The organism is Mesorhizobium sp. M1D.F.Ca.ET.043.01.1.1 (assembly GCF_003952385.1).
GTDB lineage: Bacteria > Pseudomonadota > Alphaproteobacteria > Rhizobiales > Rhizobiaceae > Mesorhizobium.
This window is the reverse complement of the sequence record NZ_CP034444.1, coordinates 6,352,525-6,374,950: the sequence shown is the minus strand read 5'-3', so window position 1 is coordinate 6,374,950 and position 22,426 is coordinate 6,352,525. Positions and strand designations below refer to the sequence as shown.

Sequence of the window (22,426 nt, the reverse complement as noted above, 5' to 3'; positions counted from 1 at the left end):
CGCGAACCATGTCCAAAGCGCCCGATTCGGACAAAGCGGAAAATGGCGGACCTTCGACCGTCGAGCAATATCTGGTGAAAGATCCCGAGCGTTTCGCGCTGAACATGGCGCGCATGATCGAGCAGGCCGGCAAGGCGGCTTCCGCCTGGGCCGAGCCGCGCGAAAAGGGTGAGGTGCGCGACCATGTCGCCGAGCCCGTGGTCGACATGGTCAAGACCTTCTCCAAGCTCTCTGAGTACTGGCTGGCCGACCCGCAGCGCGCTCTGGAAGCGCAGACGCGGCTTTTCGCCGGCTATATGACGGTCTGGGCCAACGCCATCCAGAAGGTCAGCCCGAATGCCGAAACGCCTGAGGACGCCGTCAAGCCCGAGCGCGGCGACAAGCGTTTCCAGGACCCGGAATGGGGCCGCAACGCCTTCTTCGATTTCCTGAAACAGGCCTATCTCGTCACCTCGCGCTGGGCCTCCGACCTCGTCGAGCATGCCGAGGGCCTGGATGAGCACACCCGCCACAAGGCGAGCTTCTACGTCAAGCAGGTCTCCAACGCCATCGCACCCTCGAACTTCATCCTGACCAATCCGGAACTGTTCCGCGAGACCGTCGCCTCCAACGGCGAGAACCTGGTGCGCGGCATGAAGATGCTGGCCGAGGACATTGCCGCCGGCAGGGGCGACCTGAAGTTGCGCCAGGCCGACTACGCGCCGTTCGAGATCGGCAAGAACATCGCCATGACGCCCGGCAAGGTGATCGGCCGCAGCGACGTCGCCGAGATCATCCAATACGATCCGGCGACGGAGACGGTGCTGAGGCGCCCGCTGCTCGTCTGCCCGCCATGGATCAACAAATACTACATCCTCGACCTCAACCCGCAGAAATCCTTCATCCGCTGGGCGATCGAGCAGGGCCACACGGTCTTCGTCATCTCCTGGATCAACCCGGACGAGCGCCACGGCGCCAAGGGCTGGGAAGCCTACATCCGCGAAGGCCTGCAATATGGTCTCGACATGGTCGAGAAGGCGACCGGCGAGAGCGAAGTCAACGCCATCGGCTATTGCGTCGGCGGCACGCTGCTGGCGGCGGCGCTCGCGCTTCTGGCGCAGGAAGGCGACCACCGCATCAAGTCGGCGACCTTCTTCACCACCCAGGTCGACTTCACCTATGCCGGCGACCTTAAGGTTTTCGTCGACGAGGACCAGGTTGCCGCGGTCGAGCGCTCGATGAGCGAGAAGGGCTATCTCGAAGGCACCAAGATGGCGACAGCCTTCAACATGCTTCGCTCGGGCGATCTGATCTGGCCTTATGTCATCAACAACTATATGCGCGGCAAGGATCCCCTGCCCTTCGACCTGCTCTACTGGAATGCCGATTCGACGCGCATGGCGGCCGCCAACCATTCCTTCTATCTGCGCAACTGCTATCTCGAGAACAATCTCTCTCGCGGCACGATGGAGCTTGCCGGCCGCACCGTCTCGCTGGCCGACATCACGATCCCCGTCTACAACCTGGCGACGAAAGAGGACCACATCGCGCCGGCGCTCTCGGTGTTCCTCGGCTCGCAGTTCTTCGGCGGCGACGTCGAATATGTGATGGCCGGCTCAGGCCATATCGCCGGCGTCGTCAATCCGCCGGCGGCGCACAAATACCAGTACTGGACCGGCGCCAAGCCGGTTGGCGATTTCAACACCTGGTTCGCTGGCGCGCACGAGCATCCGGGTTCGTGGTGGACGCACTGGCAGCACTGGATTGAAAGCCAGGACAATGTGCATGTCCCGGCCCGCAAACCCGGCAAGCGTATGAAAACCTTGGGGGATGCGCCGGGCACCTATGTCAAGGTGCGTGTGTAACGGACTGTAATGTCTGGTGAGTTGACGGGCCGCCAAAACAGGGCGAAATGGTGGGGTTAATCGTTTTCGCAGCCTCGGTTCGCCTTCAGACGCACAATAAATCCGAGACTTGCAGATTGACGCATATCCCGTTTCCGGTTCGGGAACAGGAGGTCATCGCAAAGGCACTGGAGCGCCGCGGCGATGATATACGGACCGGATGCCGAGGGGGAATTTTATTTTGAAACCAGTAGGTTGGCGTCTCGCGCGAGGGGAAAGCCGCAGCATTGCGGCAGCGCTTTTCTCCGTGCTTCTGGCCTCCTGCACCTCGACCGGCGACCCGACGATGTCGGTCGTCACGCCCGGCTACAATTCGACTGCAACCGAGATGAGCGCGGCTTCCACTGCCAGCCCCGTGGCGTCGGCCGATTCGACCGTGCAGGCGGCAGCGCCCTCCCCGGAAGCGGCATCGACCGTGATGAGCGAGGACGACAAGCCGCTGCCGGAAAAGGTCGCCTATCTGCCGGAGACGCGGCCCGGAGCCGCCTTCCCGGCCGTCGCCGTGCCGGCAGGCGCCAGTTCGATCGCCGGCAGCACGCCGCAACCGCTGGCACAGCCTGCGCAGACGGCCGACGAGACGAAAGCCGTCGCCGACAAGGTCGCCGCCGACGACGCCGCCGCGGTCGCATCGCAAGCCCAGGCCGCGCCGGTCATGAACAATGGCGGCGTTTACGTGACGGCCGGCGAGCCGCAGCAGCAGATCGCCGCGCCGAAGAAGAGCCTGTTCGCCTCGCTGTTCAGCACCACGCCGGCTTCCGCTGCGCCCGCGCCGCTGATCAACAACGCGCGCTCCGGCGACCAGCCCGCCGCCCAGGCCAAGACCACGCCGCCGCCGGCAAAGCCGATCGTGACGCTCGCCTCCGCGACGCCGGGCGACAAGCCGGTGCAACTCGCTTCCCTTGGCGACGACAGCGGCAACCACATCACCGGCGCCGATGCCTTGCCCGGCGTGCGCCAGACGGCGCTGTTCGAGATCAAGCGCAAGTCCGGCATCGACGACGAGAGCGACGTCGACCTCAACGAGGACGAGGGCGGCGGCTCCTACCAGGTGGCGTCAGCCGCCGGAATGGCGAGGCTCGCGCCCAACGGCCTCTTGAAGCAGAACGAAAGCGTCGACGTCGCCTGCCTGAAGCCGTCGCTGGTGCGCGTGCTGAAGACGATCGAGGGCCATTTCGGCCGCAAGATGGTCGTCACCTCCGGCTATCGCGATCCGTCTCGCAACCGCCGCGCCAACGGCGCCAAGAACTCCCTGCACATGTATTGCGCCGCCGCCGACATCCAGGTGCCCGGCGTCTCGAAGTGGGAACTGGCGAACTATGTTCGCTCCATGCCCGGCCGCGGCGGCGTCGGCACCTACTGCCACACCGAATCGATCCACGTCGACGTCGGCCCCGAGCGCGACTGGAACTGGCGCTGCCGCCGGCGCGGCGGCGGTGGCGACGGCTGAGCCCCGGTAGAGGGCGGCCGTCGGCCTCCGTTTCGACAAAGTTCACCGCACCAAACGTTGGCGATTAGCCGAAGCCTCCGAACTTCGTCATCCACGGGCGGAGCGGCAGCGAAGCGGACGCGAAGACCCGAGGATCCATTCCGTGACCTTGGCCGAAGAATGCAGCCGACCAGAATTCTGCACAGCTGCAACGCTTCTAGGTAACGGAATGGATTCTATGGTCTGCGCCGCGTCGCTACGCTCCTTGCTCCGCCATAGAATGACGACCTCGAGTGGCGTTCCAGCCAATCTCCAAGGATGCGCGAGCAACCTGGGCGCCGCAAACCGTTACCTGCCACCGAAAAGAACGCTTTTTGCCACTGTTGAAAAAAGTTGTCGCATGTGGCTGCGGATGGGTTGCCGGTTGCGAACAACGCAATTATAAGCCGCTTCGTCTGAGCGCGCCCATCGTCTAGCGGTTAGGACACCGCCCTTTCACGGCGGTAACAGGGGTTCGATTCCCCTTGGGCGTACCAGTCTTTTCAAGCACTTAGTCATACGCTTGCCCGATCTGTCCAATTTCTGGCCAATATACCGATTCGAGGAGGCTCTTTTGCCATATGCGAGCGTTTCATCAGCTGGAGCCGGCAAAGTCCCCGGCGACAAGCTTTTAGATCTCGGGCGCTGCCCGCATTGCGACATTGCGAGCCCTAACATCAATCGCCTCTGGCATGATCATTGGCACGCGCACGGCGAAGTACGCTGGGCGGCATTCCGCTGCAATTCTTGCTCTGGCGTCATTTCGCTGCGGATGCGCTATGAAAAGGAAGGCCGCATGGAAGTCGTGGCCAGTTTTCCCGATGCCAAAGTGGCTCACGAAGATATCCCGCAAACCGCGAGAAGATTTCTCCAGCAAGGCTTCGAGACTCTTCGTGCACCCGATGCGGCAGCGGTGATGGCTGGCAGCGCAGTCGACGCCATGCTCAAGGCTCACAAGCTCACAGATGGCAGCTTGTATGCCCGCATCGATCAGGCGCTCAAACAAGGCCTCCTAACCGAAGGCATGGCAAATTGGGCCCATTCTGTTCGGCTTGGCTCCAATCGGCCGCGACATGCGGACGAAAAGCGGCCGCACGTTTCGCCGGAGGAGGCGAAGCAATCGGTCGAGTTCGCGGAGGCGCTCGGAAACTTCCTCTTCGTCCTTACAGCAAGGATCGATCGAGGCATAAAAGCCGCTGAAGAGGCTACGCCGCCCGGCCAATAAAAAAGGCCCGGAAGCCGAAGCCGATTTGTTGAACGGGAAGCGCCCGCTACGTTGCCGCAGCGAGCGCTCCAGCGGCCCCTCGGAGATGAGACGGTACGCCTCGCTAAGATGGATAATAAGCGCGCCCTAGTTGAAGCCCCGCATATTCAGGCCATGTGGCTTTTCTGCCACTAGACACCGGAGGGCCCGGAAGCCAAAGCCGTCGGGCCTTTGATGCAGGCACTAACGGGTCTGTGAGTTTTTTCACAGAAGCACCGGGCGCATCGGCCTAGCTTGTGCAGCGGTGAAGGGAGTACCCCGATGCTTGTGAACCTTCCTGTGCTGATGAATCTTCCTCTTGTCGTAGCTGGTCCCCTTGTCGATTGGTTCGGTCGCCGAGCCGATCAGAAGGCGCTATTGAAGGCAACGGACGATCTGAGCGACTCACCGGACGACATGCTAAGCGACATGGGGATTTCCCGTGATGACATCGAGACCGCGCGCTGGCGGTCCAGCCGGAGAGTGGGCTAGGCCCTCGGGCCATCCGGATCATAGGAAATGGCCTAGAACTACGATTGCTACACACGCGAGCAAAATGAGATTGGTCTTGATTGTTAGGCCATGGAGCTGATCGTTGATGGTATTTTCCATCCGCTCCAAGCGAGCAAACGTCTCGCGTATCATCAGCCGAACCTCTTCAGCATCTGCCTCTGCGGTCTCCTCCGGATTCTCCCACCATTGGAAGTCCTCTTCAGGCATTGCACCCTCCCATATGTCGGCACCTCTATCTATCAACAGTGCCATCAAGAACAAAAGAAAAGGCCCGGTAGCCGAAGCCGCCGAGCCTAACTGGAGATGGTCTGAGGCAAGACTCTAGCCCAATCCTCCGTCGAGCGGTCATCACAGGTTCGCGATGCCCATCCGAAAGTTTCAGAACCCCTTCGCCGCCCAATAGTGCGCGCGAAGGTCCATGGCATCGGGATCGAGCGGCGGGACCGTCACTGACCGCTCTGTGATCTCCCGCGCGATGTCGCCCGACGGGAGGCGCCTCGCCTTCTCTCGGAGCATCTTTTCGGCCATGGCACGGCCAGAGCCATCACCGTCAAAGGGTCCATCGGTTTCGTCGCCGTTCGGCTCCCGCTCGTCGTCATGCTCACCCCAGTCCAGAGCGTCCTCGCCCTTGCGCCAGCCGGTGCCATGCCCGACGAAGCCGAGATCGGGCTCCAAGTCCCCTTCGCTGCCATAGCAGCCCAGGTTGCCCGTTTGCGATGCTTCCTCTGTCCAGCCGAGCGAATGCTCGTCGTCTCCTTCCCAGGCGGCCCCACCGCTGCCGCCGGCCTGGGGCTCGTCGTTAATGTCGCCGCCGTGCTCGTTCTCCTCCTCACGGTCATCGTAGGCGCTGCCGCGACCATCGAGGAAGACGGGGCTGACAGTTTGCGGCCCGCGATCGGTCCACCCAAGCCAAGGCTCTGCGTCCGCGCCGTCCTCCAGGTCTTCGCTGTCAGCCTCCATGATGTCGAGCGCGGTGATCAGCGCCATCGACTGGTCCAGCAACTCGTCGACCCGCCGCTGGACGGCAATCCGCCATTCGCGAGGATCTAGCCCGTCAGGGATGCCAAAGGGCTGCAGGCTTGTGATGACGGCGTTCATGACTTCACCTCCGGCACCAGCTCGCGAAGCAGATCAGCGACCAAGCGCCGCTTCTCGGGCGAGAGTTGGCGCAAGAGCCGAAGGAACTTGATCTCGTCGGCGTTCATGACGCGCCCCCGACGAGCCGCTTGATGTCGGCCGCGATGGATGCAAGGGCTTCGTTATCCTCGGCGCCGATGGGCAGTTCCAGCCTGTCGGCCGTGCGCAGCTTGATCATCATGCCGTCAAGCGTGTTGGCCGGCGTGTCGAAGATGCGCTTACCGATTTCCCAGGCTTCCTCGAAGCGGGCTTCGTAGGCCAGTTCTGCGGCGGTCAAGCCGCCCTGGCGGTTGATGGCCTCAACTTGCTCAAGGCGCGCCTCCTGCAAGGCCTGGTGGGCCTTCCTGCTCTCCTTGCGAGCCTGCCAATATGCGCGGACCTCCTCAGGATCGTTCTTCGGGTTGGCGAAGGGTTGGGCGGTGACATAGGTCAGAACGTCTGCGGGCATTTCCAGATCCTGCCACTCTCCCATTTCCGGCGGGTGCAGTTCACGGCATTTGCTGTAGGTCTCGCTCTCGACCTTCAAGGCCTCTTCCTTCCTGGCCTGGGCTTCCGCCATTTCCAGATCGAGCCGGAAGAGTTTGGCATCGGGATGCTCTGCCGGAAGTCGGCCATGCATCTCCGCCGGCGCCGATACAGCGCCCGCTATGGCCGGGACAGCGGCTACTGCGCCGACGAGCATGGCACGGCGGGAAAACCTCCCGGTGATGAGTTTGGCAGCGGGCATAGCTTCGCCGGCTGCCGGAACGTGTGGGTTCGGCATTGTGTTCTCCGTTGAGATTAGCGTATCAACGTGATACCAATGGCTCAGCGCAAGCCAATAGTCAATACTTTGGGATAATTGTGATACTAATGGACAAACTTACTGGCCGACAGATTGCTGCTGCCCGCGCTCTCGTAGGCGTCACCCAGGCCGACTTGGCTGCGAAGGCGAATATTTCCGTCCCCACGCTCAAGCGCATGGAAGCCAGCCAAGGTGAAGCCGCCGGGATGGCGAACAACCTTGGCGCTGTGCGGTCGGCATTGGAATCGGCCGGCGTCGAGTTCATCTCCGAGAACGGCGGCGGCGCTGGCGTGAGGCTGAAGAAGCCCTAAGAACTACTAGGCTCGCTGATTGGACCGCCTCAAGGTGCGCCCGGCTGCTGCTTGTCCAGCGTTTGGCGGGTCTCTTCGATCCGCTCGCGGAGTTCGCGTGTCGCCGCAAGGCGGTTTAGTATGTGTTCAAGCTCGTTCCGATACTCCGTATCTCTCAAGAGGTCGATGAGCTTGTCAAACATAGCAACGTTATGAGCCCCAACCTCGCTGTCATCAAAATAGATAACGTCATTTAGCGCGTCAGATTTCAGATCGTCCGCATGCTTCTTGAGAGCTTCAGGATCGTCGCCAGTTTCTTTTCCGGCAGCTCGCGCCACAATAGTAGGCTCAATCAGATCTAGTACTACAGCGATATTAGCAGCGTATGCGAGAAGTCCTTCCTGGCTCGCGCCTTCCTTTAGGACGATATCCTCAAGTAACTCTCTAAGCTTGGATCGAATCCTCAGCGATGACGCTGCCACCAAGCGTCTGTTCTGTATTCTTTTCATCTCTAGAACGGTGTCGTCAGAGACCAGATTCTTGTTGCGTTCGGCTACCAGCGAGAGAAACCGATCAGCTTCATATGCGTAAAACATCTGGCCGGTTTCAGCCGAAAACTCATCTCGAAGTTCCGGTCGTGGCCCAACTGTCTTGCCACCGTGCCTGAGCCACCAGTCCTCCTTCACGTCGGCGGTGATAAAGAGAACCGGGAGTTTCGCGGTCTTAGCCTTCTCCTTCAACTCAGCCCAGATCAGGTAATCGCCGGGTCTCTTGTCCCGGTAACCTGGAGGAACTTTGTCCTGCTTTCGACGGTCAGCCTCCTTGCGGCGTGCCTCAAGGTCGGTCTTCTTTGGCTGCTCGCTCACCTTGCCATCAAATAGGCCGGTAACGGCATCAAAAACTGCGTTCGCGTCGGGGAGCTTCGCCGTCGCAGAATCTACCTCCGCCGACAAGCTTTCAAAGAAGCCCGCTACCTGCAGCATCGGCGACCCTTTCGGCCACGGATCAAACCGGCTGGAACCTTTAATCAAATTTTCGATCTCCCTCCGTTTCTCTGCGAGATCCTCTTTCAGCTTAGCGTAGAGCCGGCGATTTTCACTGTCGGCGGATCTCCAGCCGTCCTGGAACTCCTTAGCCACTTGATGCGGCAACCACAGTCGCTTGCCGAACGACTCGAACGCGGCAATCACTTCCTTCCGCTGCTTTGGCATGAACCGAAATAGGTGCAGCAGCACGTTGGTATCGGGGACACTGCTGGCCGCCACAGCTATGCCGTCCAGCGAGTTGGAACCAGCTCGCAGAATGACCGTTACCGGTCATGGCGCTTGTAGATGACATTGAAATAGTGCGGCGGCACGTCCGACGCGGCGAACGGCATATCATCCAGCAGCGAGAGCGAGTCGAGGCACTTCAGCGCCTTCACGCCCTCTCTGGGCAGGCTCTCGATTTTCTGCAATTGCTCGAAAGCCTACAGTCGTTTCATGAATCGCACTTGTCGCGGCTGCTAGAAGAGGCAGAGCGTAGAAAGGCAGCCTAGACCTTTGCGGTTGTTTGGCCTGGGGCACTTCCGTTCGGCGTGTTGCACTCCAACCGCCTCAAATGTTCGCGAGACCGCAGAATAGCGAGCCGCGTTTGCTCGACCGCCCATTTGATGTCTCTGACATCGATATGCGTTCGAGCAATGGCACGGCGGGCGCAGTCAATCATTTCCTGATCGCTATCCCATAGCATGGGCATATTTTAGCGCTAATGAACTTATGATTCAAAGGGCAAGTGCGTGGCGCCGGCCAATGGTGGCTGGTACCGTTCTGGGCAAAAGGAGATGCGACCACGTGGTCGGCATGGCCGCCTGCCTAGTGAAGGCCGAATAGCCCGGTTGTTTTCCCCATATTGACACAGGAGGTTGCCTGAACCGGGCTATCCGGCAGGGCCAGGTTCCCCTTGGCCTACCTGTTCAAGCGCCATTGAGAGCGCCTCTGGATCGGTAATGCCCCGCCCGAAAAGGCACATCGCTTTGATCGCAATCCGCTCGCGATCATCGGTACGCTTGATCTTATGCTTTGAGCAGTAGTCGTTCACGGTCCTTGCCAAAATGGTGACCTCTATAGGGTCGGCTATCCCGTGCCTCAACATGCCGAGAATTGTACTCACGAAATGCGGCCGTCACGCGTCATTTTGAAGGCGGAATTGTGGCAGAGTTTTTGAATCCCGATATGAAAAGCCCGCCGCCCCGGCTGTGCTGGCGTACCTATCCTCAGGAACGCCATCAGGCCCTGCTGGCGCGTAATCGAGGCATGGCGATGGCTCCCCGCAGGCATGCCATGGCTCAATCCGCCACGCCGGCCTCGCGATGAACGGTCGCGTCAAAGATCACCTCGTAGACGCTTCCAATTTCTTCCTCGATCTCCGTGCTGTCGACCCCGATTGCCTTGGCGTCAGCAAAAAGCTTTTGGGTCAATTCAGCCACCGAGATGATGTCGGCGCCGACCGTCTCCGAGATGTTGTTGGAAATCCATTTGTGGAGGAAGTTGATGCCGCGCGTACTCATCTCAATGCCGCCCTTTCAGGAATCGGGCCTCGCGAAACAGCGAATCCCAATCTGTTCCAATCAGATCGATCAGACGCCTGGCCTCTTCCTCCCCGATGCCAGTCTCCCTCGTAAGTCGCTCTGCCAACAGTTTTAGATGGGCTTTGCGATCATCCCCATTGTCGGCGGTCGGGCACATGGGTTTCCTCCAATGAAGAGGAACCGCTGAAGGTGGCTTTTGTTTCGAGCCAAGGTTTTGGAACGGTCCCGACTCGCTTGATATGCAAGTAGAAGCCCGTGCCCGCTCCAGACTCGTTAACCATGGCGAAGGGCATACACATTGGCGACGATACGTCGCGATCACCGCGACAGTCCGCAGGCGCGTCACAGACTGGTGTCTTCGCACCAGAGGATGGGGGATTCACAGCGAATCCGTTTCGATCTAGAATCTTCGGCATGGAAACGTTTGACGCCCTTTCCAGCGCCCTCAGAGAGCCCCACGTAGACGTTTGGGGCAAAGTCCGCGTCATCGCCCTCGACTTAGCCGGAAAGCTCTTCCTGGGCATCGCTATTGGCATCGGCTTCGCCATCGGAATGGCAATCGCGGGCTAGATAGCTACCGCAATTTCGCTTCCCACCTGTCGGCGAGCATGATCTGCGCAACCAGGCGCGCCAAAGCCTCGGCCTGCGGGTGCTTCCACTGCTTAAGACCAAGGGCGAGCCGATATGCGCACTCGGCTATTTCCTTGTTGGCCATCTTGGTCTTGCCCGACTGCTTGATGTTCCGAGCGACGATTGCGACCATGGCGTCGGATTCATCGGCCGTATCTATGATGATCTGACAGCACTCTATCAGTACCATAAAAAGCGCATGGTTCGCGTCGCGATGCCAGACTTCGAGGTTTGCCGTCTCGCCCGACATAACTAATGCGGCAACGCGCTGATGATGATGGCAGCCAGCGCTCCGGCGATGAAGGCCAGCACGATCGCCACGAGCCGGAAGCGCTTCACCCACAGTTGGCGGCCAGGTCGTCGGGCAACCGCTGCCCCGTCGTAGGCGCTGTAGAGCCGCCGGCCATCCTCTCCGTACCGATCAGCATTCGGATAGATCTTCTGCGGCTTTCGTCCCGGTTTGAGCATGGCTGTCCCCTTGCCATGCCCTGATCATGCCCGATGACAGTTCCGCAGAAAAGGGCCTTTAGAGCCAGCTCGCCGCCGACCTGTCAGGCACAGGATGAAGGCCTCGTGGTCGTTATTGGAACGAGAAACCCACGGCCCGGATCGTCGACCCTGACGCGTTGATGGTGAAGTCTCGCGTGGTGTCGTTTTCGGTTGTGGGTATCGACCAGGCGTTCGTTGGGGAGGGCCGATCGTTGGTCAAGTTGACCTCGTCGTTGACGGGAGTGTCGACCCCGCTCCATGAGTACGAGCCGACGTTTCCCGATGAGGTCGACAGGATCAGGGCTAGACCGGCAGTCTTCACTTCGAGATCGGTCAGTGTGGCCGACGCGCTGCCGGCGGTCGACACGCTGTCCACGGGCGTGCTGCTGCTGGGGAACAGCCGATAAACCGCGATCGTGCAGTTGGTGACGCTCCCCGAGGTGGTTACGACGAAGTTTGCCGTGGTTCCGGTTGGTTCGACGATATAGAACCAAGCTGCCGAACTCTGACCGGTCGCACCGCCGTTGGCCGCTGGACCGGCACTCATCGCCACGCCGTTGCAGGTGACGCCGCTTACGCTTCTGGGTGTTCCGATGTTGCTGACGCTGATGTTTACACCTACTGCCAGCACGCGACCCGCGCCGACAGCACCAACGGACTTCCCAGTGAAGGTATATGAAGAGCCGTTCGCGTTGTCGACCGTCGCCCCTTCATAGCTGTACGTCATCGGTGTGGGTGGCGGCGACGGGGGCGCCGAGTTGCCGAAGAATGAGCCGGTTGAGCAAAGCATTTTTCTATGTCTCTTTTTTGCGTTTATCGGCTGGGGCTGATCAACAGCCAGGACCAAGCTTGCGCGGATGGTCGGACACTGAGCCGCCCGTCACTGTCGCCGTTAGTCCGGCCTTCAATTCCCGCGTCTCCCTGACAATGGGAGCGTAGAAGAAAAGTGATGCAGGACGAATGAGCAAGGGGGAAAAATCCTTTGCTAGGGCCGCTATTTCGTCGGCGCCGAGTTGCGAATTCGACGCGTCGGCCCAATGCCCTATTTCCGCGATCTCCCCTACATAGGAAGCCCAGAAGCTGTCGAGACTGTCGCCCAACACGATCGGCAGATTATTTCCTAACTTATTCCACAGAGCGCTAGAATTGCCGCTCGCCTCTTGGGTGCCATCAATAAACAGAGCATTCGCGCCACCGTTGGCTCGGTTGTAATTAAATACGATGGAATGCCAATTGCCGTCGTTTACCGTCGTCGTGGAGCTCAATTGTATTGCTGGCGTACCGCTTGATGAATAACCCTGCACCAGAAGCTTGTTGGCCGTGTTGTTCAGAATGAAACCAAACCCCCATCGGCTGCTTGTATCCCAATAAACGACCGCAGCCGCGTTGACGGTGGTTTGTGTGGTTTTCATGCGAAAGGCGAAAGAGCCAACGGCCGGCGATGTTGTTGGCATTGACCAGTAGCACTGATCCGTACCGCCAGAGAAACTTCGTGCCATTATTGTGCCGCCTCCAAAAGAGCGCGCTGTAGCTCTACCGCCTGTTCGAACGATTGGTCGAAAAGGGTTGTCCTGGAATTCGGTGGACGTTCAGGATCGCAGCCTAGCGGCTCGATATCGCGCGGCAGCGGCGACATCTCCCAGGGCTTCAGACCCAAGGCACGATGCAGCGCCTTGAAGTCGTTCGCCCTGAAGGCTTCGACTGCTGCCGAGGTGATCCTGCGCTTTGCGTTGCGATTCCGTGGCGTGCGTTTGGTCGGCATGCCTCAGCTCCTATAGCCGGCGCCGGCAGGCCGCCCAGGGCCGCCATGAAGCGGCTCAAGGTCGAGTCCGAGCCTTGCTAGTGTGCGGATGCAGAGCGAGCGCGCCGCAGTTTCATGCTTGAGGCCCGGATGGTCCTTCAAACCGGCCTTGGTGCGGATCACAGCGCCGTCAGCATCGATCTGCGCCTTCAATGCCTCGGCTCGATCGAGCGCCTGGCAGGCAGTCACAAGGAACTCGATCCCAGCAGCGTCTTCGATTTGGTATTGGCCGTTGACCGACTGCCACAAAGCCATCCCGTGCGGGCCGAGGGGCCTGGGTGGCGCGCCGGTCACGGGCGGGTTGTTGGCAACGAGTTGAAGGTTTTTAGCCACTAGGGTTTTGCCTCGTGAATGAATTACTCAATTTCATGCGCAAAAAGCTATCCGAGCGGTCTGGGCTCGATTGCTCTTTTGGATGTCGATACCCCCCCGGTGGCTGGGTATGGTCCGACCAGCTTGCGAACCTCACGGCAGACCCGCACGGCTTCGGCGAAGCTCAGATTGAAGTCGCGCTTCATCTGCTCGTAGGCTGTGCCGTCAATGCCGCGCCTATCGGTCTCGTGCGCCGCGAACCACTCAACAGCTTCGGCCAGGTTTCCGCTGATCATTGGCGACGCATCTCCTCGGGCATCAACGAATGCTCGGGCACGCCATGCCAGCGTTGCACTGCTACCCAGAGAAGCAGCATCTCCCGATCATCGAGAAGCCGGCCTTCTGATTCGTAGAACTTCAGCGCGCATTGCCGTGCCGTTGCTCTCAGCGTGTCGTTGCTCTGATTCCAGAACGGGCCTTTGCCGGTGAGATGGAACATTTCGATAGACGGGCCGCCGTTGTCATTAGCCGCATTGGTCGTGCTCATCTTGCATCCTTCCCGTTTTCGCCGCGCTTGACGGCCAACCGCCATCCTGTTGCGCCATTGCCTGGCACGATCCCCGATCCCGCCAATTCACAGTGCCAGACCGAGCCGGAATGCGTAACGAGATGGCCTCGCTTGTACTTCTCGTCCGACTTCCACACGCCGCGATATTCAACCGTTGGCCGCTCTTCCAAATCGGCGACGCGGGTTTCGAGGGCTTTGCAGCGACCGGAGAACCAATGAATGATGGCGTGGATCTCGGCAGCGTGCAGAGCAGCGTGCTCAAGTTGGACCGGTTCGTCAGGGTGGCAGCCATGCTTGCGGAAATGTTCAAACGCGGCTGCCTTGTAGAACTCCAGCGTCGCATCGAGAGCGTCGGAGAATACCTGGCCCGTATCGGCTTCACTCCCCCTGATCACATCGGGATATTCAGGAATCCCGGCCTTAAGCACCTTCTCGTCAATATCCCACTGCCGATGCTGTTTTGCCGCCGATGGCTTAGGAGCGACGACCGCTTCGGCTTCGCCAATTTCGATCTTGAACCGCTTGTCGCGTAGCTGATCGATCAGGCCGCCGATCGTGCCGATCTCGGTGCCGAGCCGCTTCTGCAGATCCGCGTTCTGGTCGAGCGCATGAAGACGCATGTCGGCGTCGAGCGCGGCCTTCTTGTCGGCCCTCTGCTTGCCGAGCCGTGCGATCTCGGCATCGACCTTGGCGAGGTTGGCCGTGCGCTGATCGATGACGGCTGGAGCTTTTGGAAGCCTAGCCATGCGACATCGACCGCGTGAGGTAGCCGTTGGTCAGCTTTCGGCCAGTGAAGCCATCATTCGCTTTCGACGGGCGAACGGTCGGCACGCGGCGCCAGAATTTCTCTGACAAAGGGCCGTAAGGCTTCGTACCGCGCACTAGGTCGAATTTCGCTTCGTAGACCTCGCCGCAAAAGCGGACGCGCTCGCCTTCGGTATAGGTCATCTTCGGGTCCCATGGTTCGCGGCTCATGCTCTGGCTCCTTTGGTCATCTTGGTGATGGTCGTGTCGACGGATAGCTGGAGGAGTCGCCTGGCATCGTGCGCGCCACTGATAAGGGCTGGCATCTCGACACGAGCTTCGCGAGCTTCGGCGCCGAGCGCGGTAGCGATGTCGAGCAATTCGAACACTGCGCCGATGTGTTTGGTGATTTGTGCCCCAAGGCCTTCGATGTCGGCGGCGAGGCTTGCGCTCACTTGCTCGCGATAAGCCGCCTTAAGCTTGTCGAATTCGGCGCGCGCCGATTGATCACGGGCTGTGGCCGCGATGATCTCATCGGCGAGACTGTCGAGCGTCTCGCGCAATACATCATCCGTAAGCCTGGGCTTTGCTGCGTGCCCTACCGTCGCTTCGAGTTTCAAAGTCTCTCGGCGTTCGGTCAGACGGCGCAGATCCGATGAGGCTCGCCGGTTTTCCTCCCGCGCGATTTCAAATTCCACGCTTGGGCGGGGAAGCTTCAGGACGCGCCGGAAATAGGCGCCGTCATGTTCTACTGATTTAACGCGGGCAAGCATTCGGTGCTCCGGTTGACAACGAAATTCGAACTGCACGCATTCTAACCGGCGCCTGGAAGTGTTACCGGGAAGCCTGTAACGCTTAGGCGAACTTCTCCGCGAACTGCCGGCACATCTCGGCGAAGGCCGCGCGGACTTTGACGGGGTCATGCTCGTCTTGTGGGTTGAGCCGATCGCTCTCGATCAAGGCATCTCGCATGGCCCTATCGATGGTAAAGCCGGAAGCGATTGCCTCGGCGCGGCCGACTTCCTGGCGATGAGAGCCAACACGGCAGGCAGCGCTGCAGAACTTCGCGTCCGACCTCTTTCCGGCAAGGCTGACATCACACCGTTGGCATCGCCGCATGGTGCTCATGGCAGGCACCCCGCTATGGCGGCCAACACAGTGGCGAAGGCAATGGCAGTCAGCGCGATGTGCGCAGCAAACATGTGCTCGCGTCGAGTTGCCCCTCCGCGACATTCCGTCAGCGGAACCAAAGAGATAGGCGGCGGTTCTCCTTTTGAAGGGATCGCTAACCGTCGTGAGGAAGCGGAATAATGGTCGAACTTGTAGTTTTGGAACAGGCAGTCGCCAGACAACGCGTGAAGCGAGCGGAACTCTCCCTCAAGCAAGCCAAGACGATGCTCGAAGAGAGTTGTGGGGTCGCGGTCAGCCTCGCCCTTTGTGCCCGCATTCGGGCTGAACAACGGCGCGCTAAAGCAGCCAGAAGGCAATTGCTGAAGATCGTGCCGCCGGCGACCGTGCAGTAAGGAGACATCGCCATGGTGATGTTTGAACCCCTGGACTTGAACGGAGGAAAGCGCGCCGAACTGCATAGGGTCGCGCGGCTCGAAATGCTGCACGCTCGCATTCTGAAGCGTATGTCCAAACTCGATGATGCGGCCGATCAGGTCGAACAGGCCGCGACGGCTCTGATTGAGGCTACGCGCCAGCCAGCCGTGGATAGACCGATCATGCCTCGGGCAGCATCGCTTCACATCGATGCCGCACAGACGCTCGGCCTCTGAAGCACGCTGCATTTCAGCATTGGGAGAGAGCGCCTTCATGCTGCCGCCCTCCCTGCGAGGGTTTCAGCGAGGCGAAATGCTCGGCCGTATTCGGGACTGCCGTATTCGAGGCTTCCACGGTCGCTGATGCAGTCGTCCAGGTAGGTTTGCCACCAGTCCGGGAACGTGGTCCGTCCTGGCTCCTTGATGCCACGCTCGATCATGGCGAGGATCGCGCCGACGCTCCTGCCGTTCTCCCTCTCAAAAGCCCCTTTCGCGCCGACAGGCGCCGTTTCAACGGGATCTATTTCCTCTGTTTCTACATGATCTCTTACAGTTTCACTGAATATATTATAGCCAGCATCTCCTTGAATTGATTGAGCGTTTTTTTCGAGTTGGTTACCTATGCGGAACGAGTTGGTTACCAGTGGGGTAGCGAGTTGGTTACCTGTCGGCGTCGCATCGGTAGCAGCTTCGTTACCTATGTGGGTAACAGGCTCGTTACCCTTGACGGACTTCAGAATGGCTTCGTCCATCTCGTTGTAGATGACGAAGTAGCAGCGGGATTTCGGGTTGAGAGGATTCGCCCGGCCGCCGACATAACCGCATTCGGCCAGGGTCTTGATCGATCGCGACAAGCTCTTGAGATGGCAGCCGACAAGGTTGGCCAGTCGGGTATGACTGGCCGTGCAACCGACTCCGTTCTTGCTGAAACGGTCATGCACCGAGATCGCCATCAGCACCCGGATGTCGAGCGAAGAGAGACGCTGATCCGCCATTGCACGCGGCGGATCGGGACAGAAGACGGGGCCATTTTTAGCCATCGGCACCGCCTTCCTGCCGAAGCCGGCGATGTTCGGCAACATGGTCGCGGCGACATAACCAGGTGCCCCGAAGCGGCTGGTCATAAAAGCGCGGATCGTGGTGAAAGTCGGTTTTGGGCGAGCCGCAGATCGCGCAGCATTCCCGAACCAGAATGCCTTTCCTGATGGCGCTCGTCGTGGCCACATGAGCCCAGCGAGCCAGCGGATTCGCCTTCTGCCATCGCTGTTGCGGAGTCAGGCGGTCTTGAGCTTTTCGCCCTCTTTGTTTAAGCTCGGCTTGTTCGACTACTTGGATTTCCAGAACCGGTGCCGTCGCGAGCGGTGCCGGTTTTTCTTTTTCGTCGTTGTTAGGGAGCAGCATCGGCGCCTCCCCAATCCTCTCGAAGATTTGCGAAGCGCATGACGTTGATGGCTTCGAGCGGGCTCAGGCCGAACCGGCGGCGGAGCGCCGGCACAAACGGCCGTTCGCAAGTCAAATGATGTTCGCGGAACCAGGCGACGGCCTCTTCGAGCCGCGGCGCCTCCCCGGCGTGATCGGTGGTGTTGATGGTGGTTTGCCGGATCATGCGTGGCCCCCGGCAGCCGCGGCGGCCTTGCCCATCTTCCTGAGCGTGCCGGTGTCCAGATGGGCGAAGTAGCCGGGAATATCTCCGGTGCTGACGATGGCGAGATAGGCGCGGAACCGTTCCTGGCCGCAGATCGACATCGATTCCCAGATCCGGACCATTTCCTGCACCCAGGCGTCTGCATCTAGATCTTCATCGTTGCCGCCGCCGATGATCTCCCTGAGCGTCGAAAACGACACGATGTCGTTTTTCCCGACCCTCTTCGCGGCTGCCATGTACCGTTGAGCGGTGCGGATCGAGACATCGGGAAGTTGTTCGGAAAGCCAGGTCTGCCAGGCACCATGACCTACCAGAGACTTAGCCTCGATGAGGCGGTGGCCGGCGGCCACAGCGTGTTGAACGAAGTCGGCGGAAGCCTTCAGGACTGCATTGTGCTCGGCCGCGATCTCGCCGGCCAGGATCGGGAGGCGGTTGTTCATCACGCGGCCTCCGTCGAGGCGGCTTCGCGCGCCCTACGCCACTCGGCGCCGGCTTCCTTGCTGACGAGAACGCGCCCGCCGACATGCATCGTTCGCGGGCCTTGGCCGATCTTCAGGAGGTTGTAGAAAGTCGCGCGGGAAATGCGGTGCGCGACGCAGAATTCAGGAATTGAGTAGGCTTCAAAGTTGGTATCCATCGCGGTCTCCTTTGTTCGAGGATGTCCACCATGGATAAGGCCGGGCTGGCTATGCTGTCCGGTTCATTAGGAAGGCGATTTCCTGAACCATCTATGCAGGTTGTCGAAGTAACGTTTGCATGTGGCGCGGCTGATGCTCAGCTCGTCGGCGACAACTTGGAAGATGTCCTTCGGTTTTGGCCTTTGGCGGCGGTACTTTGTAACGCGATGCAACACCTCCCACCGCAGTCGGCGTTCGATCCGCAGCTGATCGACCTTGCGCCCAGGATGTGGAACGCCAAAAACTTCGTCCCATGATGTTGCCTCATACTTTTGCACCTGACCGATAGCGGCGAGTAAGGCAGTCGCCGCCCATTCGGGCACGGGCTGGCTCCTTTTCAGACAGTGCTTCAAGGCCAGCATGAGCGACATCTGATCCCCATGCTCAAAGTTGCCCTGGTAGGCCTCCAACATCATGTCGTCGTCGTCAGAGATTGCCATCGTCACGCCTGTTGAATGTCGGCGACGTTGCTCTTCTCGACAGTCTGGAACCGCGGCGCGCTCGCCCTGACTGCATCGGCGACATAGGATGGCGAGAGGTGCCCATAGTGCTTCTCGACCATCCTTGTGTCGCTGTGGCCAAGGTTTTTGGCGACGACCATTAGCGGCATGCCATTCATGACTGATAAGCTGGCCCAGGTGTGCCGCAAGCCATGGAAGCCGATCGCCGGCACGATCTTCCCGTTCTTGCAGGCTTCCTTCATCGGCCGGAACTGGTGCGACTTCTCCCACACTCCGCCGGCCGGCGTGGTCAGCATCAATTGCCCGTGCTGCTTGCCACGAGAGAGCTGCTTGAAAAGCTCCGACCCTTCGTCAGTCAGGACGATATGTCGACCCTTGCCGGATTTGCTCGCCCTGATCGTGAGGGTGCCGACATCGCTGTTGAAGTCTTCGACGCGGAGCCGGGCTAGTTCGCTGTAGCGGGCGCCGGTCTGCAGAGCCGCCTGTACCAGATCCCGGAAGGCACCGCTGGAGGCGTTCACAAGCCGCTGAGCTTCGACGATCGTCAAATAATGGACCCGAGCGCTCTCGACATCCTCAAATGGCTCGACGCGGCGCCACTCTCTATCCGATGCCGCCTTCCCTTCCCGCCACGCATAGTTCAGCGCGGCTTTCAGGATCGTCAGGACGCGGTTTGCAGTTGCGCGGCGCTGGCGGATCGACTCCGCATCGTCCTCGATCACCTTGAACCGCTGTTCCTTACCGGCCTTTGTGCGAAGGCGTGGCGCGGTCTTCGCGACGTCACTGTGCCACTTCCTGATTTGCTTCGCGGTGAGCTTCGAAACGTCTGTGTCGCCGATCTCGGGCAGGATCAGCGCCTCAGCGCGATAACGGGCATCCTTGGAGGACTTCCGGGCGCCCTCCATCCATTGAAGGTAATCTTCCACCGCTTCCTTGACGGTATAGGCACCGGCGACCTTGCCGGACTCCCCCGACATGGCCTTGTGGACCTCCCTCGCCTTATCCTGAGCCTGCCAAAACGTCAGGATCGAGCCGCCGTTGGCGTCCAGCTTGTCGTCGGCGTCCGCGATGGTTTCGACGCGGTAATCCTGATCTCCAACATACATGCGCACGACCCACCGGCCGGCTTCCTTTCCTTTGCGGTAGCCGACATGGAGGCCCGGGCCGATGCTCTTGTAATAGGGCTTGCCGCGTGGCTTCAGTTTCGCCCGAGCTTCCTTGCTGTCCAGTGTGGCGTCGCGAACCCTTTTTGCCATGTCCCTACCCCGTCGTGTCCAACAGTTTGTCCAATATACCGGCGTGTACCGTATTGGACAAGCAGAAACACAACTGGACGGAATGCCTTACGCTGCAAGGGGTTCAGTAAATTCGGCTGGACTGGGCTAGACAGCTTAGAAGCCCTTTCACGGCGGTAACAGGGGTTCGATTCCCCTTGGGCGTACCAGAAATTTCCCGCGAAATACGCCATGGACAGTGTGGACGAGATCGCTTCCGTTCAAGAGGCGCATCCGCGTCGAGCGTGGGGTGGAAACGCGCTATTAACGTCATTCGCCGGTGACAGTAGGTCAACCTCAACCCGAAAGCGTAAAGTTCGGCTCGCTCTCAGCCATGGAGGCGGGAATGAACGTGCTTCGGATAGCGCTCTTAGCCCGCCGCAGGGGGGAGAATTGGCGGCGGGCTTTCTGCTCTTGGGACTTATGTGCCGGCGGCCTTACGGGGGATGATAACCGCCTTTCTAGATAGTGGTGGGATTAGCGTTGGGTTCCCTGCAGTTTTACGGGACTGTCAAATATACAATCGCCTTCGAAAAGGCTCAGGACCTTAACCGCGACGCCACAACGCGAAGACGATACACCCAAAAAAGATAGCTGCGAGTTCGATTGGAGCGGAACTGAGGTCCGGGGCAAATGGCCATGCCTATCCTTGCTGCCTTGCCGCGCAGCGCCGTCACTTTGTGAATGGTTATCTCGTCACGAGCCTATCGATTTGGCCTGTCCTCACGCATGATATTGTAGAGGAGCAGGCCTGCCAGTAACGACACGATGGCGCCCGCCATGTCCTGGCCAGTCAGCCCTGAATAATATGCGAATGCGAATGCCAACTCGGCCATGGTTCCGCCCAGGATGTGTTTACCCGAGAGAACCGTTAGGCGGCGCTAATGTTCCTCCCGCTACGGAAACGGCGTCCAGCCCTTGCTTCTTAGCAACCGACCTCGAGCGGAATTCCTCAGCAATTGTAGATGAGCGATATGTTCTCGCTGAGCCGCTTCGAAAGCCTGCAGCATCACCACCGCGTCGTAGATGGGAAGCCCTCGTTCCGCTAATCTGTCGATCAGGGCACGCTGGCGAGCGATGCGCTCGGCTCCCTCACGGACGTGGCGCTCTGCCATTTCCATGAGGCTTTCCCGACGTGGCATTGCACCTTCAATCATAGCATTTTAGCGACCGCTCGACGAAGCCGGCGCATGCGCCAGAGTCCTTTCATGGCGAAGGGCATCAATATCGGCGACGAGGTCGCGATCACAGCCAAAGTGCGCAGGCGGGTCACGGAGGGTCGCGTATCCCTCCTACGGACAGCCTCGCTCGATTGTCGATCGGACCTCGAAGATGAAGCAGGGTCAGGAGATCGAGTTCGGGGTGATGTCACCCGCGTCGATGAAGGCAAGGTGACAATCAACCTGGGCATTCCCGTCACCGTGAGTGCCGACACGGTTAGGCTGGTCACGCCCTACAATCCGCCAGCGAGAAAGACGCCGTTGGCGGACAAGCCGTCGTGAGGACGCCACACACAGCCGCCCCCAGATGCCCGGCCTGTTGGGGGATTTTGGGGGACTTGGGCATACAGGCCGGGCGCTTACCTCGCGTGGCGGGGCAGACGCGCATTATGCGCCGCCTTTGCGGCGACTGACATTAACATTTTCTAAGACTTAGCTAATGAAAGCCCGTCGCCGGAGAGAATGGCGACGGGCTTTGGACCCAGAAGAAGCGGACATGACGCTGAAACCTATAACCAGCAATCGCGACCGTCTGTTCCACGTCCGCTCGCAAATATTAGCATCGGCTTAACGAAGCGTCCGACCCGCCAAACTCATCCATATAGGCGATGAAGTCCCGAACCGACCCGACCATCAGTCAGTGGGCGTTGGCTGATGGCGCCGTCTTGTCCTGCGTGGCCGCCGGCATGTCCCTGGTCGCGGCACCCGTCTGGGTGTCGGTGGCTGGGACGGTGTGGTCTTCACCCGACAGCGGACTACCCCCGCCCGGCACGTCCTCGCCTGTCGGAGCCGTGTTGTTTATGCCGTTCTGGAAAGGTTGGCTGTCGGTCGTCAAACCGCCTGCCGCCGTGGCGGTGAAGAGGTGATCGGCTGCCGACGCGGGGCCGGCAAGCAGCGAGAACGCTGCAAAGACAATAAGTGTTCGCATGATGGATTCTCCAACGGGATTTCAACGTCCCATCCGGCGCGCCCGACCTCGACTTGCTCGGAAGATTAACGGTGGCGGGGACGGTCGTCCCTTCACGTCCTCAACGCCGCGTTTCGTCGCCGTGTTCCCATAAAATCGCGAGAACGGCGCGGACTTTCTGGTCTATCGGCAGGCGGCGGCAATCTGCTGCTGATCCCGGCGCTCACATGCCGTGCCGGCAGTGCCGCCGTCGCTCCGGTGATCACATTC

At 60.0% G+C, this 22,426-nt stretch carries 36 protein-coding genes and 1 tRNA gene; 9 read left to right on the top strand and 28 right to left on the bottom strand.

Annotation, left to right across the window (positions count from 1 at the left end):
• The first annotated feature begins 8 nt into the window (after positions 1 to 8).
• The 5 genes from phaC (at position 9) to EJ067_RS30580 (ending at position 5,083) form a co-directional block, all read left to right on the top strand.
• Positions 9 to 1,844, top strand: coding sequence for a class I poly(R)-hydroxyalkanoic acid synthase (gene phaC / locus EJ067_RS30600; RefSeq protein ID WP_126088841.1), 1,836 nt, complete (start codon positions 9 to 11; stop codon positions 1,842 to 1,844).
• Between the two features lie 325 nt (positions 1,845 to 2,169).
• The gene (locus tag EJ067_RS30595; protein ID WP_245468357.1) at positions 2,170 to 3,330 is read left to right on the top strand and encodes a YcbK family protein; all 1,161 of its coding nucleotides are present in this window, start codon (positions 2,170 to 2,172) and stop codon (positions 3,328 to 3,330) included.
• A gap of 440 nt (positions 3,331 to 3,770) precedes the next feature.
• A tRNA-Glu gene (locus EJ067_RS30590) sits at positions 3,771 to 3,845 on the top strand.
• A 77-nt stretch (positions 3,846 to 3,922) separates the two neighbouring features.
• A complete protein-coding gene (locus EJ067_RS30585; RefSeq protein WP_126088839.1) occupies positions 3,923 to 4,573 on the top strand; it encodes a DUF4145 domain-containing protein in 651 nt (216 codons plus the stop codon).
• Between the two features lie 300 nt (positions 4,574 to 4,873).
• Complete coding sequence (locus EJ067_RS30580) at positions 4,874 to 5,083, top strand: hypothetical protein (RefSeq protein WP_126088838.1); 210 nt, start codon at positions 4,874 to 4,876, stop codon at positions 5,081 to 5,083.
• An 18-nt stretch (positions 5,084 to 5,101) separates the two neighbouring features.
• Here the strand turns inward: EJ067_RS30580 and EJ067_RS30575 are convergent, their stop codons facing one another.
• The 3 genes from EJ067_RS30575 to EJ067_RS30565 form a co-directional block, all read right to left on the bottom strand.
• The gene (locus EJ067_RS30575) at positions 5,102 to 5,311 is read right to left on the bottom strand and encodes a hypothetical protein (RefSeq protein ID WP_126088837.1); all 210 of its coding nucleotides are present in this window, start codon (positions 5,309 to 5,311) and stop codon (positions 5,102 to 5,104) included.
• Between the two features lie 171 nt (positions 5,312 to 5,482).
• The gene (locus EJ067_RS30570) at positions 5,483 to 6,202 is read right to left on the bottom strand and encodes a hypothetical protein (RefSeq protein ID WP_126088836.1); all 720 of its coding nucleotides are present in this window, start codon (positions 6,200 to 6,202) and stop codon (positions 5,483 to 5,485) included.
• A 103-nt stretch (positions 6,203 to 6,305) separates the two neighbouring features.
• Entirely contained in the window at positions 6,306 to 7,004 is a 699-nt protein-coding gene (locus EJ067_RS30565; protein WP_126088835.1) for a hypothetical protein, read from the bottom strand.
• An 80-nt stretch (positions 7,005 to 7,084) separates the two neighbouring features.
• On the opposite strand from EJ067_RS30565, the gene EJ067_RS30560 reads away from it, so the two are divergent.
• Complete coding sequence (locus tag EJ067_RS30560; protein ID WP_189510837.1) at positions 7,085 to 7,336, top strand: helix-turn-helix transcriptional regulator; 252 nt, start codon at positions 7,085 to 7,087, stop codon at positions 7,334 to 7,336.
• A 29-nt stretch (positions 7,337 to 7,365) separates the two neighbouring features.
• Here the strand turns inward: EJ067_RS30560 and EJ067_RS30555 are convergent, their stop codons facing one another.
• From EJ067_RS30555 to EJ067_RS30550, 3 genes are all read right to left on the bottom strand, one after another.
• On the bottom strand, positions 7,366 to 8,580 hold the full coding sequence (locus tag EJ067_RS30555; RefSeq protein ID WP_126088833.1) for a PIN-like domain-containing protein: 1,215 nt from the start codon (positions 8,578 to 8,580) through the stop codon (positions 7,366 to 7,368).
• 44 nt (positions 8,581 to 8,624) lie between these two features.
• A complete protein-coding gene (locus EJ067_RS34790; RefSeq protein WP_189510192.1) occupies positions 8,625 to 8,771 on the bottom strand; it encodes a hypothetical protein in 147 nt (48 codons plus the stop codon).
• Between the two features lie 870 nt (positions 8,772 to 9,641).
• The gene (locus EJ067_RS30550) at positions 9,642 to 9,863 is read right to left on the bottom strand and encodes a DUF768 domain-containing protein (protein ID WP_126088832.1); all 222 of its coding nucleotides are present in this window, start codon (positions 9,861 to 9,863) and stop codon (positions 9,642 to 9,644) included.
• Between the two features lie 435 nt (positions 9,864 to 10,298).
• Between EJ067_RS30550 and EJ067_RS34785 the strand changes: the two genes are divergently transcribed.
• On the top strand, positions 10,299 to 10,454 hold the full coding sequence (locus tag EJ067_RS34785) for a hypothetical protein (RefSeq protein ID WP_189510190.1): 156 nt from the start codon (positions 10,299 to 10,301) through the stop codon (positions 10,452 to 10,454).
• Between the two features lie 4 nt (positions 10,455 to 10,458).
• Here the strand turns inward: EJ067_RS34785 and EJ067_RS30545 are convergent, their stop codons facing one another.
• The 9 genes from EJ067_RS30545 to EJ067_RS30505 all read right to left on the bottom strand — a co-directional run bounded on the left by EJ067_RS30545 (position 10,459) and on the right by EJ067_RS30505 (position 14,304).
• The gene (locus tag EJ067_RS30545; RefSeq protein ID WP_126088831.1) at positions 10,459 to 10,764 is read right to left on the bottom strand and encodes a hypothetical protein; all 306 of its coding nucleotides are present in this window, start codon (positions 10,762 to 10,764) and stop codon (positions 10,459 to 10,461) included.
• Between the two features lie 2 nt (positions 10,765 to 10,766).
• Complete coding sequence (locus tag EJ067_RS30540; protein ID WP_126088830.1) at positions 10,767 to 10,982, bottom strand: hypothetical protein; 216 nt, start codon at positions 10,980 to 10,982, stop codon at positions 10,767 to 10,769.
• A 112-nt stretch (positions 10,983 to 11,094) separates the two neighbouring features.
• The gene (locus tag EJ067_RS30535; protein WP_126088829.1) at positions 11,095 to 11,793 is read right to left on the bottom strand and encodes a hypothetical protein; all 699 of its coding nucleotides are present in this window, start codon (positions 11,791 to 11,793) and stop codon (positions 11,095 to 11,097) included.
• A 40-nt stretch (positions 11,794 to 11,833) separates the two neighbouring features.
• A complete protein-coding gene (locus EJ067_RS30530; RefSeq protein ID WP_126088828.1) occupies positions 11,834 to 12,502 on the bottom strand; it encodes a LamG-like jellyroll fold domain-containing protein in 669 nt (222 codons plus the stop codon).
• A complete protein-coding gene (locus EJ067_RS30525; protein ID WP_126088827.1) occupies positions 12,502 to 12,765 on the bottom strand; it encodes a hypothetical protein in 264 nt (87 codons plus the stop codon). Before EJ067_RS30525 ends, EJ067_RS30530 begins: the two co-directional genes overlap by 1 nt.
• A 3-nt stretch (positions 12,766 to 12,768) precedes the next feature.
• Positions 12,769 to 13,059 carry a hypothetical protein gene (locus tag EJ067_RS30520; protein WP_126088826.1) on the bottom strand — a complete coding sequence of 97 codons (291 nt, stop codon included), beginning with the start codon at positions 13,057 to 13,059 and terminating at the stop codon, positions 12,769 to 12,771.
• 125 nt (positions 13,060 to 13,184) lie between these two features.
• Positions 13,185 to 13,412, bottom strand: a complete 228-nt coding sequence (locus EJ067_RS30515) for a hypothetical protein (RefSeq protein ID WP_126088825.1) — start codon at positions 13,410 to 13,412, stop codon at positions 13,185 to 13,187.
• Positions 13,409 to 13,663 carry a hypothetical protein gene (locus EJ067_RS30510; protein WP_126088824.1) on the bottom strand — a complete coding sequence of 85 codons (255 nt, stop codon included), beginning with the start codon at positions 13,661 to 13,663 and terminating at the stop codon, positions 13,409 to 13,411. Before EJ067_RS30510 ends, EJ067_RS30515 begins: the two co-directional genes overlap by 4 nt.
• Entirely contained in the window at positions 13,660 to 14,304 is a 645-nt protein-coding gene (locus EJ067_RS30505) for a hypothetical protein (RefSeq protein WP_126088823.1), read from the bottom strand. Before EJ067_RS30505 ends, EJ067_RS30510 begins: the two co-directional genes overlap by 4 nt.
• Between EJ067_RS30505 and EJ067_RS34780 the strand changes: the two genes are divergently transcribed.
• Entirely contained in the window at positions 14,293 to 14,448 is a 156-nt protein-coding gene (locus EJ067_RS34780) for a hypothetical protein (protein ID WP_189510188.1), read from the top strand. The two genes, EJ067_RS30505 and EJ067_RS34780, sit on opposite strands and share 12 nt — an antisense overlap.
• Here EJ067_RS34780 and EJ067_RS30500 read toward each other — a convergent pair.
• The 12 genes from EJ067_RS30500 to EJ067_RS30445 all read right to left on the bottom strand — a co-directional run bounded on the left by EJ067_RS30500 (position 14,423) and on the right by EJ067_RS30445 (position 21,150).
• Positions 14,423 to 14,659 carry a hypothetical protein gene (locus EJ067_RS30500; RefSeq protein WP_126088822.1) on the bottom strand — a complete coding sequence of 79 codons (237 nt, stop codon included), beginning with the start codon at positions 14,657 to 14,659 and terminating at the stop codon, positions 14,423 to 14,425. The two genes, EJ067_RS34780 and EJ067_RS30500, sit on opposite strands and share 26 nt — an antisense overlap.
• Positions 14,656 to 15,201, bottom strand: a complete 546-nt coding sequence (locus EJ067_RS30495; protein ID WP_126088821.1) for a hypothetical protein — start codon at positions 15,199 to 15,201, stop codon at positions 14,656 to 14,658. Before EJ067_RS30495 ends, EJ067_RS30500 begins: the two co-directional genes overlap by 4 nt.
• Positions 15,202 to 15,283: 82 nt before the next feature.
• The gene (locus tag EJ067_RS30490; RefSeq protein ID WP_126088820.1) at positions 15,284 to 15,556 is read right to left on the bottom strand and encodes a hypothetical protein; all 273 of its coding nucleotides are present in this window, start codon (positions 15,554 to 15,556) and stop codon (positions 15,284 to 15,286) included.
• Positions 15,553 to 16,248, bottom strand: a complete 696-nt coding sequence (locus EJ067_RS34775) for a hypothetical protein (RefSeq protein ID WP_189510186.1) — start codon at positions 16,246 to 16,248, stop codon at positions 15,553 to 15,555. The genes EJ067_RS30490 and EJ067_RS34775 overlap by 4 nt, the downstream gene beginning before the upstream one ends.
• Positions 16,245 to 17,054, bottom strand: a complete 810-nt coding sequence (locus tag EJ067_RS30475; protein WP_189510184.1) for a helix-turn-helix domain-containing protein — start codon at positions 17,052 to 17,054, stop codon at positions 16,245 to 16,247. The genes EJ067_RS34775 and EJ067_RS30475 overlap by 4 nt, the downstream gene beginning before the upstream one ends.
• Positions 17,005 to 17,373 carry a hypothetical protein gene (locus tag EJ067_RS34770; RefSeq protein ID WP_189510182.1) on the bottom strand — a complete coding sequence of 123 codons (369 nt, stop codon included), beginning with the start codon at positions 17,371 to 17,373 and terminating at the stop codon, positions 17,005 to 17,007. The genes EJ067_RS30475 and EJ067_RS34770 overlap by 50 nt, the downstream gene beginning before the upstream one ends.
• Positions 17,360 to 17,578, bottom strand: coding sequence for a hypothetical protein (locus EJ067_RS30470; protein ID WP_126088816.1), 219 nt, complete (start codon positions 17,576 to 17,578; stop codon positions 17,360 to 17,362). The genes EJ067_RS34770 and EJ067_RS30470 overlap by 14 nt, the downstream gene beginning before the upstream one ends.
• Positions 17,575 to 18,057, bottom strand: a complete 483-nt coding sequence (locus EJ067_RS30465) for a DUF3102 domain-containing protein (protein ID WP_126088815.1) — start codon at positions 18,055 to 18,057, stop codon at positions 17,575 to 17,577. The genes EJ067_RS30470 and EJ067_RS30465 overlap by 4 nt, the downstream gene beginning before the upstream one ends.
• A complete protein-coding gene (locus tag EJ067_RS30460) occupies positions 18,057 to 18,254 on the bottom strand; it encodes a hypothetical protein (RefSeq protein ID WP_126088814.1) in 198 nt (65 codons plus the stop codon). The genes EJ067_RS30465 and EJ067_RS30460 overlap by 1 nt, the downstream gene beginning before the upstream one ends.
• Before the next feature lie 66 nt (positions 18,255 to 18,320).
• The gene (locus tag EJ067_RS30455) at positions 18,321 to 18,734 is read right to left on the bottom strand and encodes a hypothetical protein (protein WP_126088813.1); all 414 of its coding nucleotides are present in this window, start codon (positions 18,732 to 18,734) and stop codon (positions 18,321 to 18,323) included.
• Positions 18,735 to 18,736: 2 nt separating this feature from the next.
• The gene (locus tag EJ067_RS30450; RefSeq protein ID WP_126088812.1) at positions 18,737 to 20,011 is read right to left on the bottom strand and encodes a site-specific integrase; all 1,275 of its coding nucleotides are present in this window, start codon (positions 20,009 to 20,011) and stop codon (positions 18,737 to 18,739) included.
• A 914-nt stretch (positions 20,012 to 20,925) separates the two neighbouring features.
• Entirely contained in the window at positions 20,926 to 21,150 is a 225-nt protein-coding gene (locus EJ067_RS30445; RefSeq protein WP_189510180.1) for a hypothetical protein, read from the bottom strand.
• A gap of 87 nt (positions 21,151 to 21,237) precedes the next feature.
• Here EJ067_RS30445 and EJ067_RS30440 point away from each other — a divergent pair, with 87 nt between their 5' ends.
• Positions 21,238 to 21,531 (top strand): hypothetical protein, encoded by a 294-nt coding sequence (locus EJ067_RS30440; protein WP_348639500.1) that lies wholly within the window; start codon positions 21,238 to 21,240, stop codon positions 21,529 to 21,531.
• 355 nt (positions 21,532 to 21,886) lie between these two features.
• On the opposite strand, the gene EJ067_RS30435 is transcribed toward EJ067_RS30440, so the two are convergent.
• Positions 21,887 to 22,177, bottom strand: a complete 291-nt coding sequence (locus tag EJ067_RS30435; protein WP_126088811.1) for a hypothetical protein — start codon at positions 22,175 to 22,177, stop codon at positions 21,887 to 21,889.
• Positions 22,178 to 22,426: the final 249 nt, after the last annotated feature.

Bases quoted from the DNA above. Each gene is read 5' to 3' on its own strand.
- EJ067_RS30435 (WP_126088811.1), bottom strand. From the start codon at position 22,177: ATGCGAACACTTATTGTCTTTGCAGCGTTCTCGCTGCTTGCCGGCCCC.
- EJ067_RS34775 (WP_189510186.1), bottom strand. From the start codon at position 16,248: ATGAAGGCGCTCTCTCCCAATGCTGAAATGCAGCGTGCTTCAGAGGCC.
- EJ067_RS30570 (WP_126088836.1), bottom strand. From the start codon at position 6,202: ATGAACGCCGTCATCACAAGCCTGCAGCCCTTTGGCATCCCTGACGGG.
- EJ067_RS30450 (WP_126088812.1), bottom strand. From the start codon at position 20,011: ATGGCAAAAAGGGTTCGCGACGCCACACTGGACAGCAAGGAAGCTCGG.
- EJ067_RS30505 (WP_126088823.1), bottom strand. From the start codon at position 14,304: ATGCGTCTTCATGCGCTCGACCAGAACGCGGATCTGCAGAAGCGGCTC.
- EJ067_RS34780 (WP_189510188.1), top strand. From the start codon at position 14,293: ATGAAGACGCATGTCGGCGTCGAGCGCGGCCTTCTTGTCGGCCCTCTG.
- EJ067_RS30490 (WP_126088820.1), bottom strand. From the start codon at position 15,556: ATGAGCACCATGCGGCGATGCCAACGGTGTGATGTCAGCCTTGCCGGA.
- EJ067_RS30510 (WP_126088824.1), bottom strand. From the start codon at position 13,663: ATGAGCACGACCAATGCGGCTAATGACAACGGCGGCCCGTCTATCGAA.
- EJ067_RS30575 (WP_126088837.1), bottom strand. From the start codon at position 5,311: ATGCCTGAAGAGGACTTCCAATGGTGGGAGAATCCGGAGGAGACCGCA.
- EJ067_RS30440 (WP_348639500.1), top strand. From the start codon at position 21,238: ATGGCGAAGGGCATCAATATCGGCGACGAGGTCGCGATCACAGCCAAA.
- EJ067_RS30540 (WP_126088830.1), bottom strand. From the start codon at position 10,982: ATGCTCAAACCGGGACGAAAGCCGCAGAAGATCTATCCGAATGCTGAT.
- EJ067_RS30595 (WP_245468357.1), top strand. From the start codon at position 2,170: ATGTCGGTCGTCACGCCCGGCTACAATTCGACTGCAACCGAGATGAGC.
- EJ067_RS30445 (WP_189510180.1), bottom strand. From the start codon at position 21,150: ATGGAAATGGCAGAGCGCCACGTCCGTGAGGGAGCCGAGCGCATCGCT.
- EJ067_RS30525 (WP_126088827.1), bottom strand. From the start codon at position 12,765: ATGCCGACCAAACGCACGCCACGGAATCGCAACGCAAAGCGCAGGATC.
- EJ067_RS34785 (WP_189510190.1), top strand. From the start codon at position 10,299: ATGGAAACGTTTGACGCCCTTTCCAGCGCCCTCAGAGAGCCCCACGTA.
- EJ067_RS30535 (WP_126088829.1), bottom strand. From the start codon at position 11,793: ATGCTTTGCTCAACCGGCTCATTCTTCGGCAACTCGGCGCCCCCGTCG.
- EJ067_RS30460 (WP_126088814.1), bottom strand. From the start codon at position 18,254: ATGGATACCAACTTTGAAGCCTACTCAATTCCTGAATTCTGCGTCGCG.
- EJ067_RS30520 (WP_126088826.1), bottom strand. From the start codon at position 13,059: ATGGCTTTGTGGCAGTCGGTCAACGGCCAATACCAAATCGAAGACGCT.
- EJ067_RS30515 (WP_126088825.1), bottom strand. From the start codon at position 13,412: ATGATCAGCGGAAACCTGGCCGAAGCTGTTGAGTGGTTCGCGGCGCAC.
- EJ067_RS30470 (WP_126088816.1), bottom strand. From the start codon at position 17,578: ATGATCCGGCAAACCACCATCAACACCACCGATCACGCCGGGGAGGCG.
- EJ067_RS30500 (WP_126088822.1), bottom strand. From the start codon at position 14,659: ATGAGCCGCGAACCATGGGACCCGAAGATGACCTATACCGAAGGCGAG.
- EJ067_RS30545 (WP_126088831.1), bottom strand. From the start codon at position 10,764: ATGTCGGGCGAGACGGCAAACCTCGAAGTCTGGCATCGCGACGCGAAC.
- EJ067_RS30475 (WP_189510184.1), bottom strand. From the start codon at position 17,054: ATGTTGCCGAACATCGCCGGCTTCGGCAGGAAGGCGGTGCCGATGGCT.
- EJ067_RS30550 (WP_126088832.1), bottom strand. From the start codon at position 9,863: ATGAGTACGCGCGGCATCAACTTCCTCCACAAATGGATTTCCAACAAC.
- EJ067_RS30455 (WP_126088813.1), bottom strand. From the start codon at position 18,734: ATGGCAATCTCTGACGACGACGACATGATGTTGGAGGCCTACCAGGGC.
- EJ067_RS30580 (WP_126088838.1), top strand. From the start codon at position 4,874: ATGCTTGTGAACCTTCCTGTGCTGATGAATCTTCCTCTTGTCGTAGCT.
- phaC (WP_126088841.1), top strand. From the start codon at position 9: ATGTCCAAAGCGCCCGATTCGGACAAAGCGGAAAATGGCGGACCTTCG.
- EJ067_RS30565 (WP_126088835.1), bottom strand. From the start codon at position 7,004: ATGCCGAACCCACACGTTCCGGCAGCCGGCGAAGCTATGCCCGCTGCC.
- EJ067_RS30465 (WP_126088815.1), bottom strand. From the start codon at position 18,057: ATGAACAACCGCCTCCCGATCCTGGCCGGCGAGATCGCGGCCGAGCAC.
- EJ067_RS30530 (WP_126088828.1), bottom strand. From the start codon at position 12,502: ATGGCACGAAGTTTCTCTGGCGGTACGGATCAGTGCTACTGGTCAATG.
- EJ067_RS30495 (WP_126088821.1), bottom strand. From the start codon at position 15,201: ATGCTTGCCCGCGTTAAATCAGTAGAACATGACGGCGCCTATTTCCGG.
- EJ067_RS34770 (WP_189510182.1), bottom strand. From the start codon at position 17,373: ATGCTGCTCCCTAACAACGACGAAAAAGAAAAACCGGCACCGCTCGCG.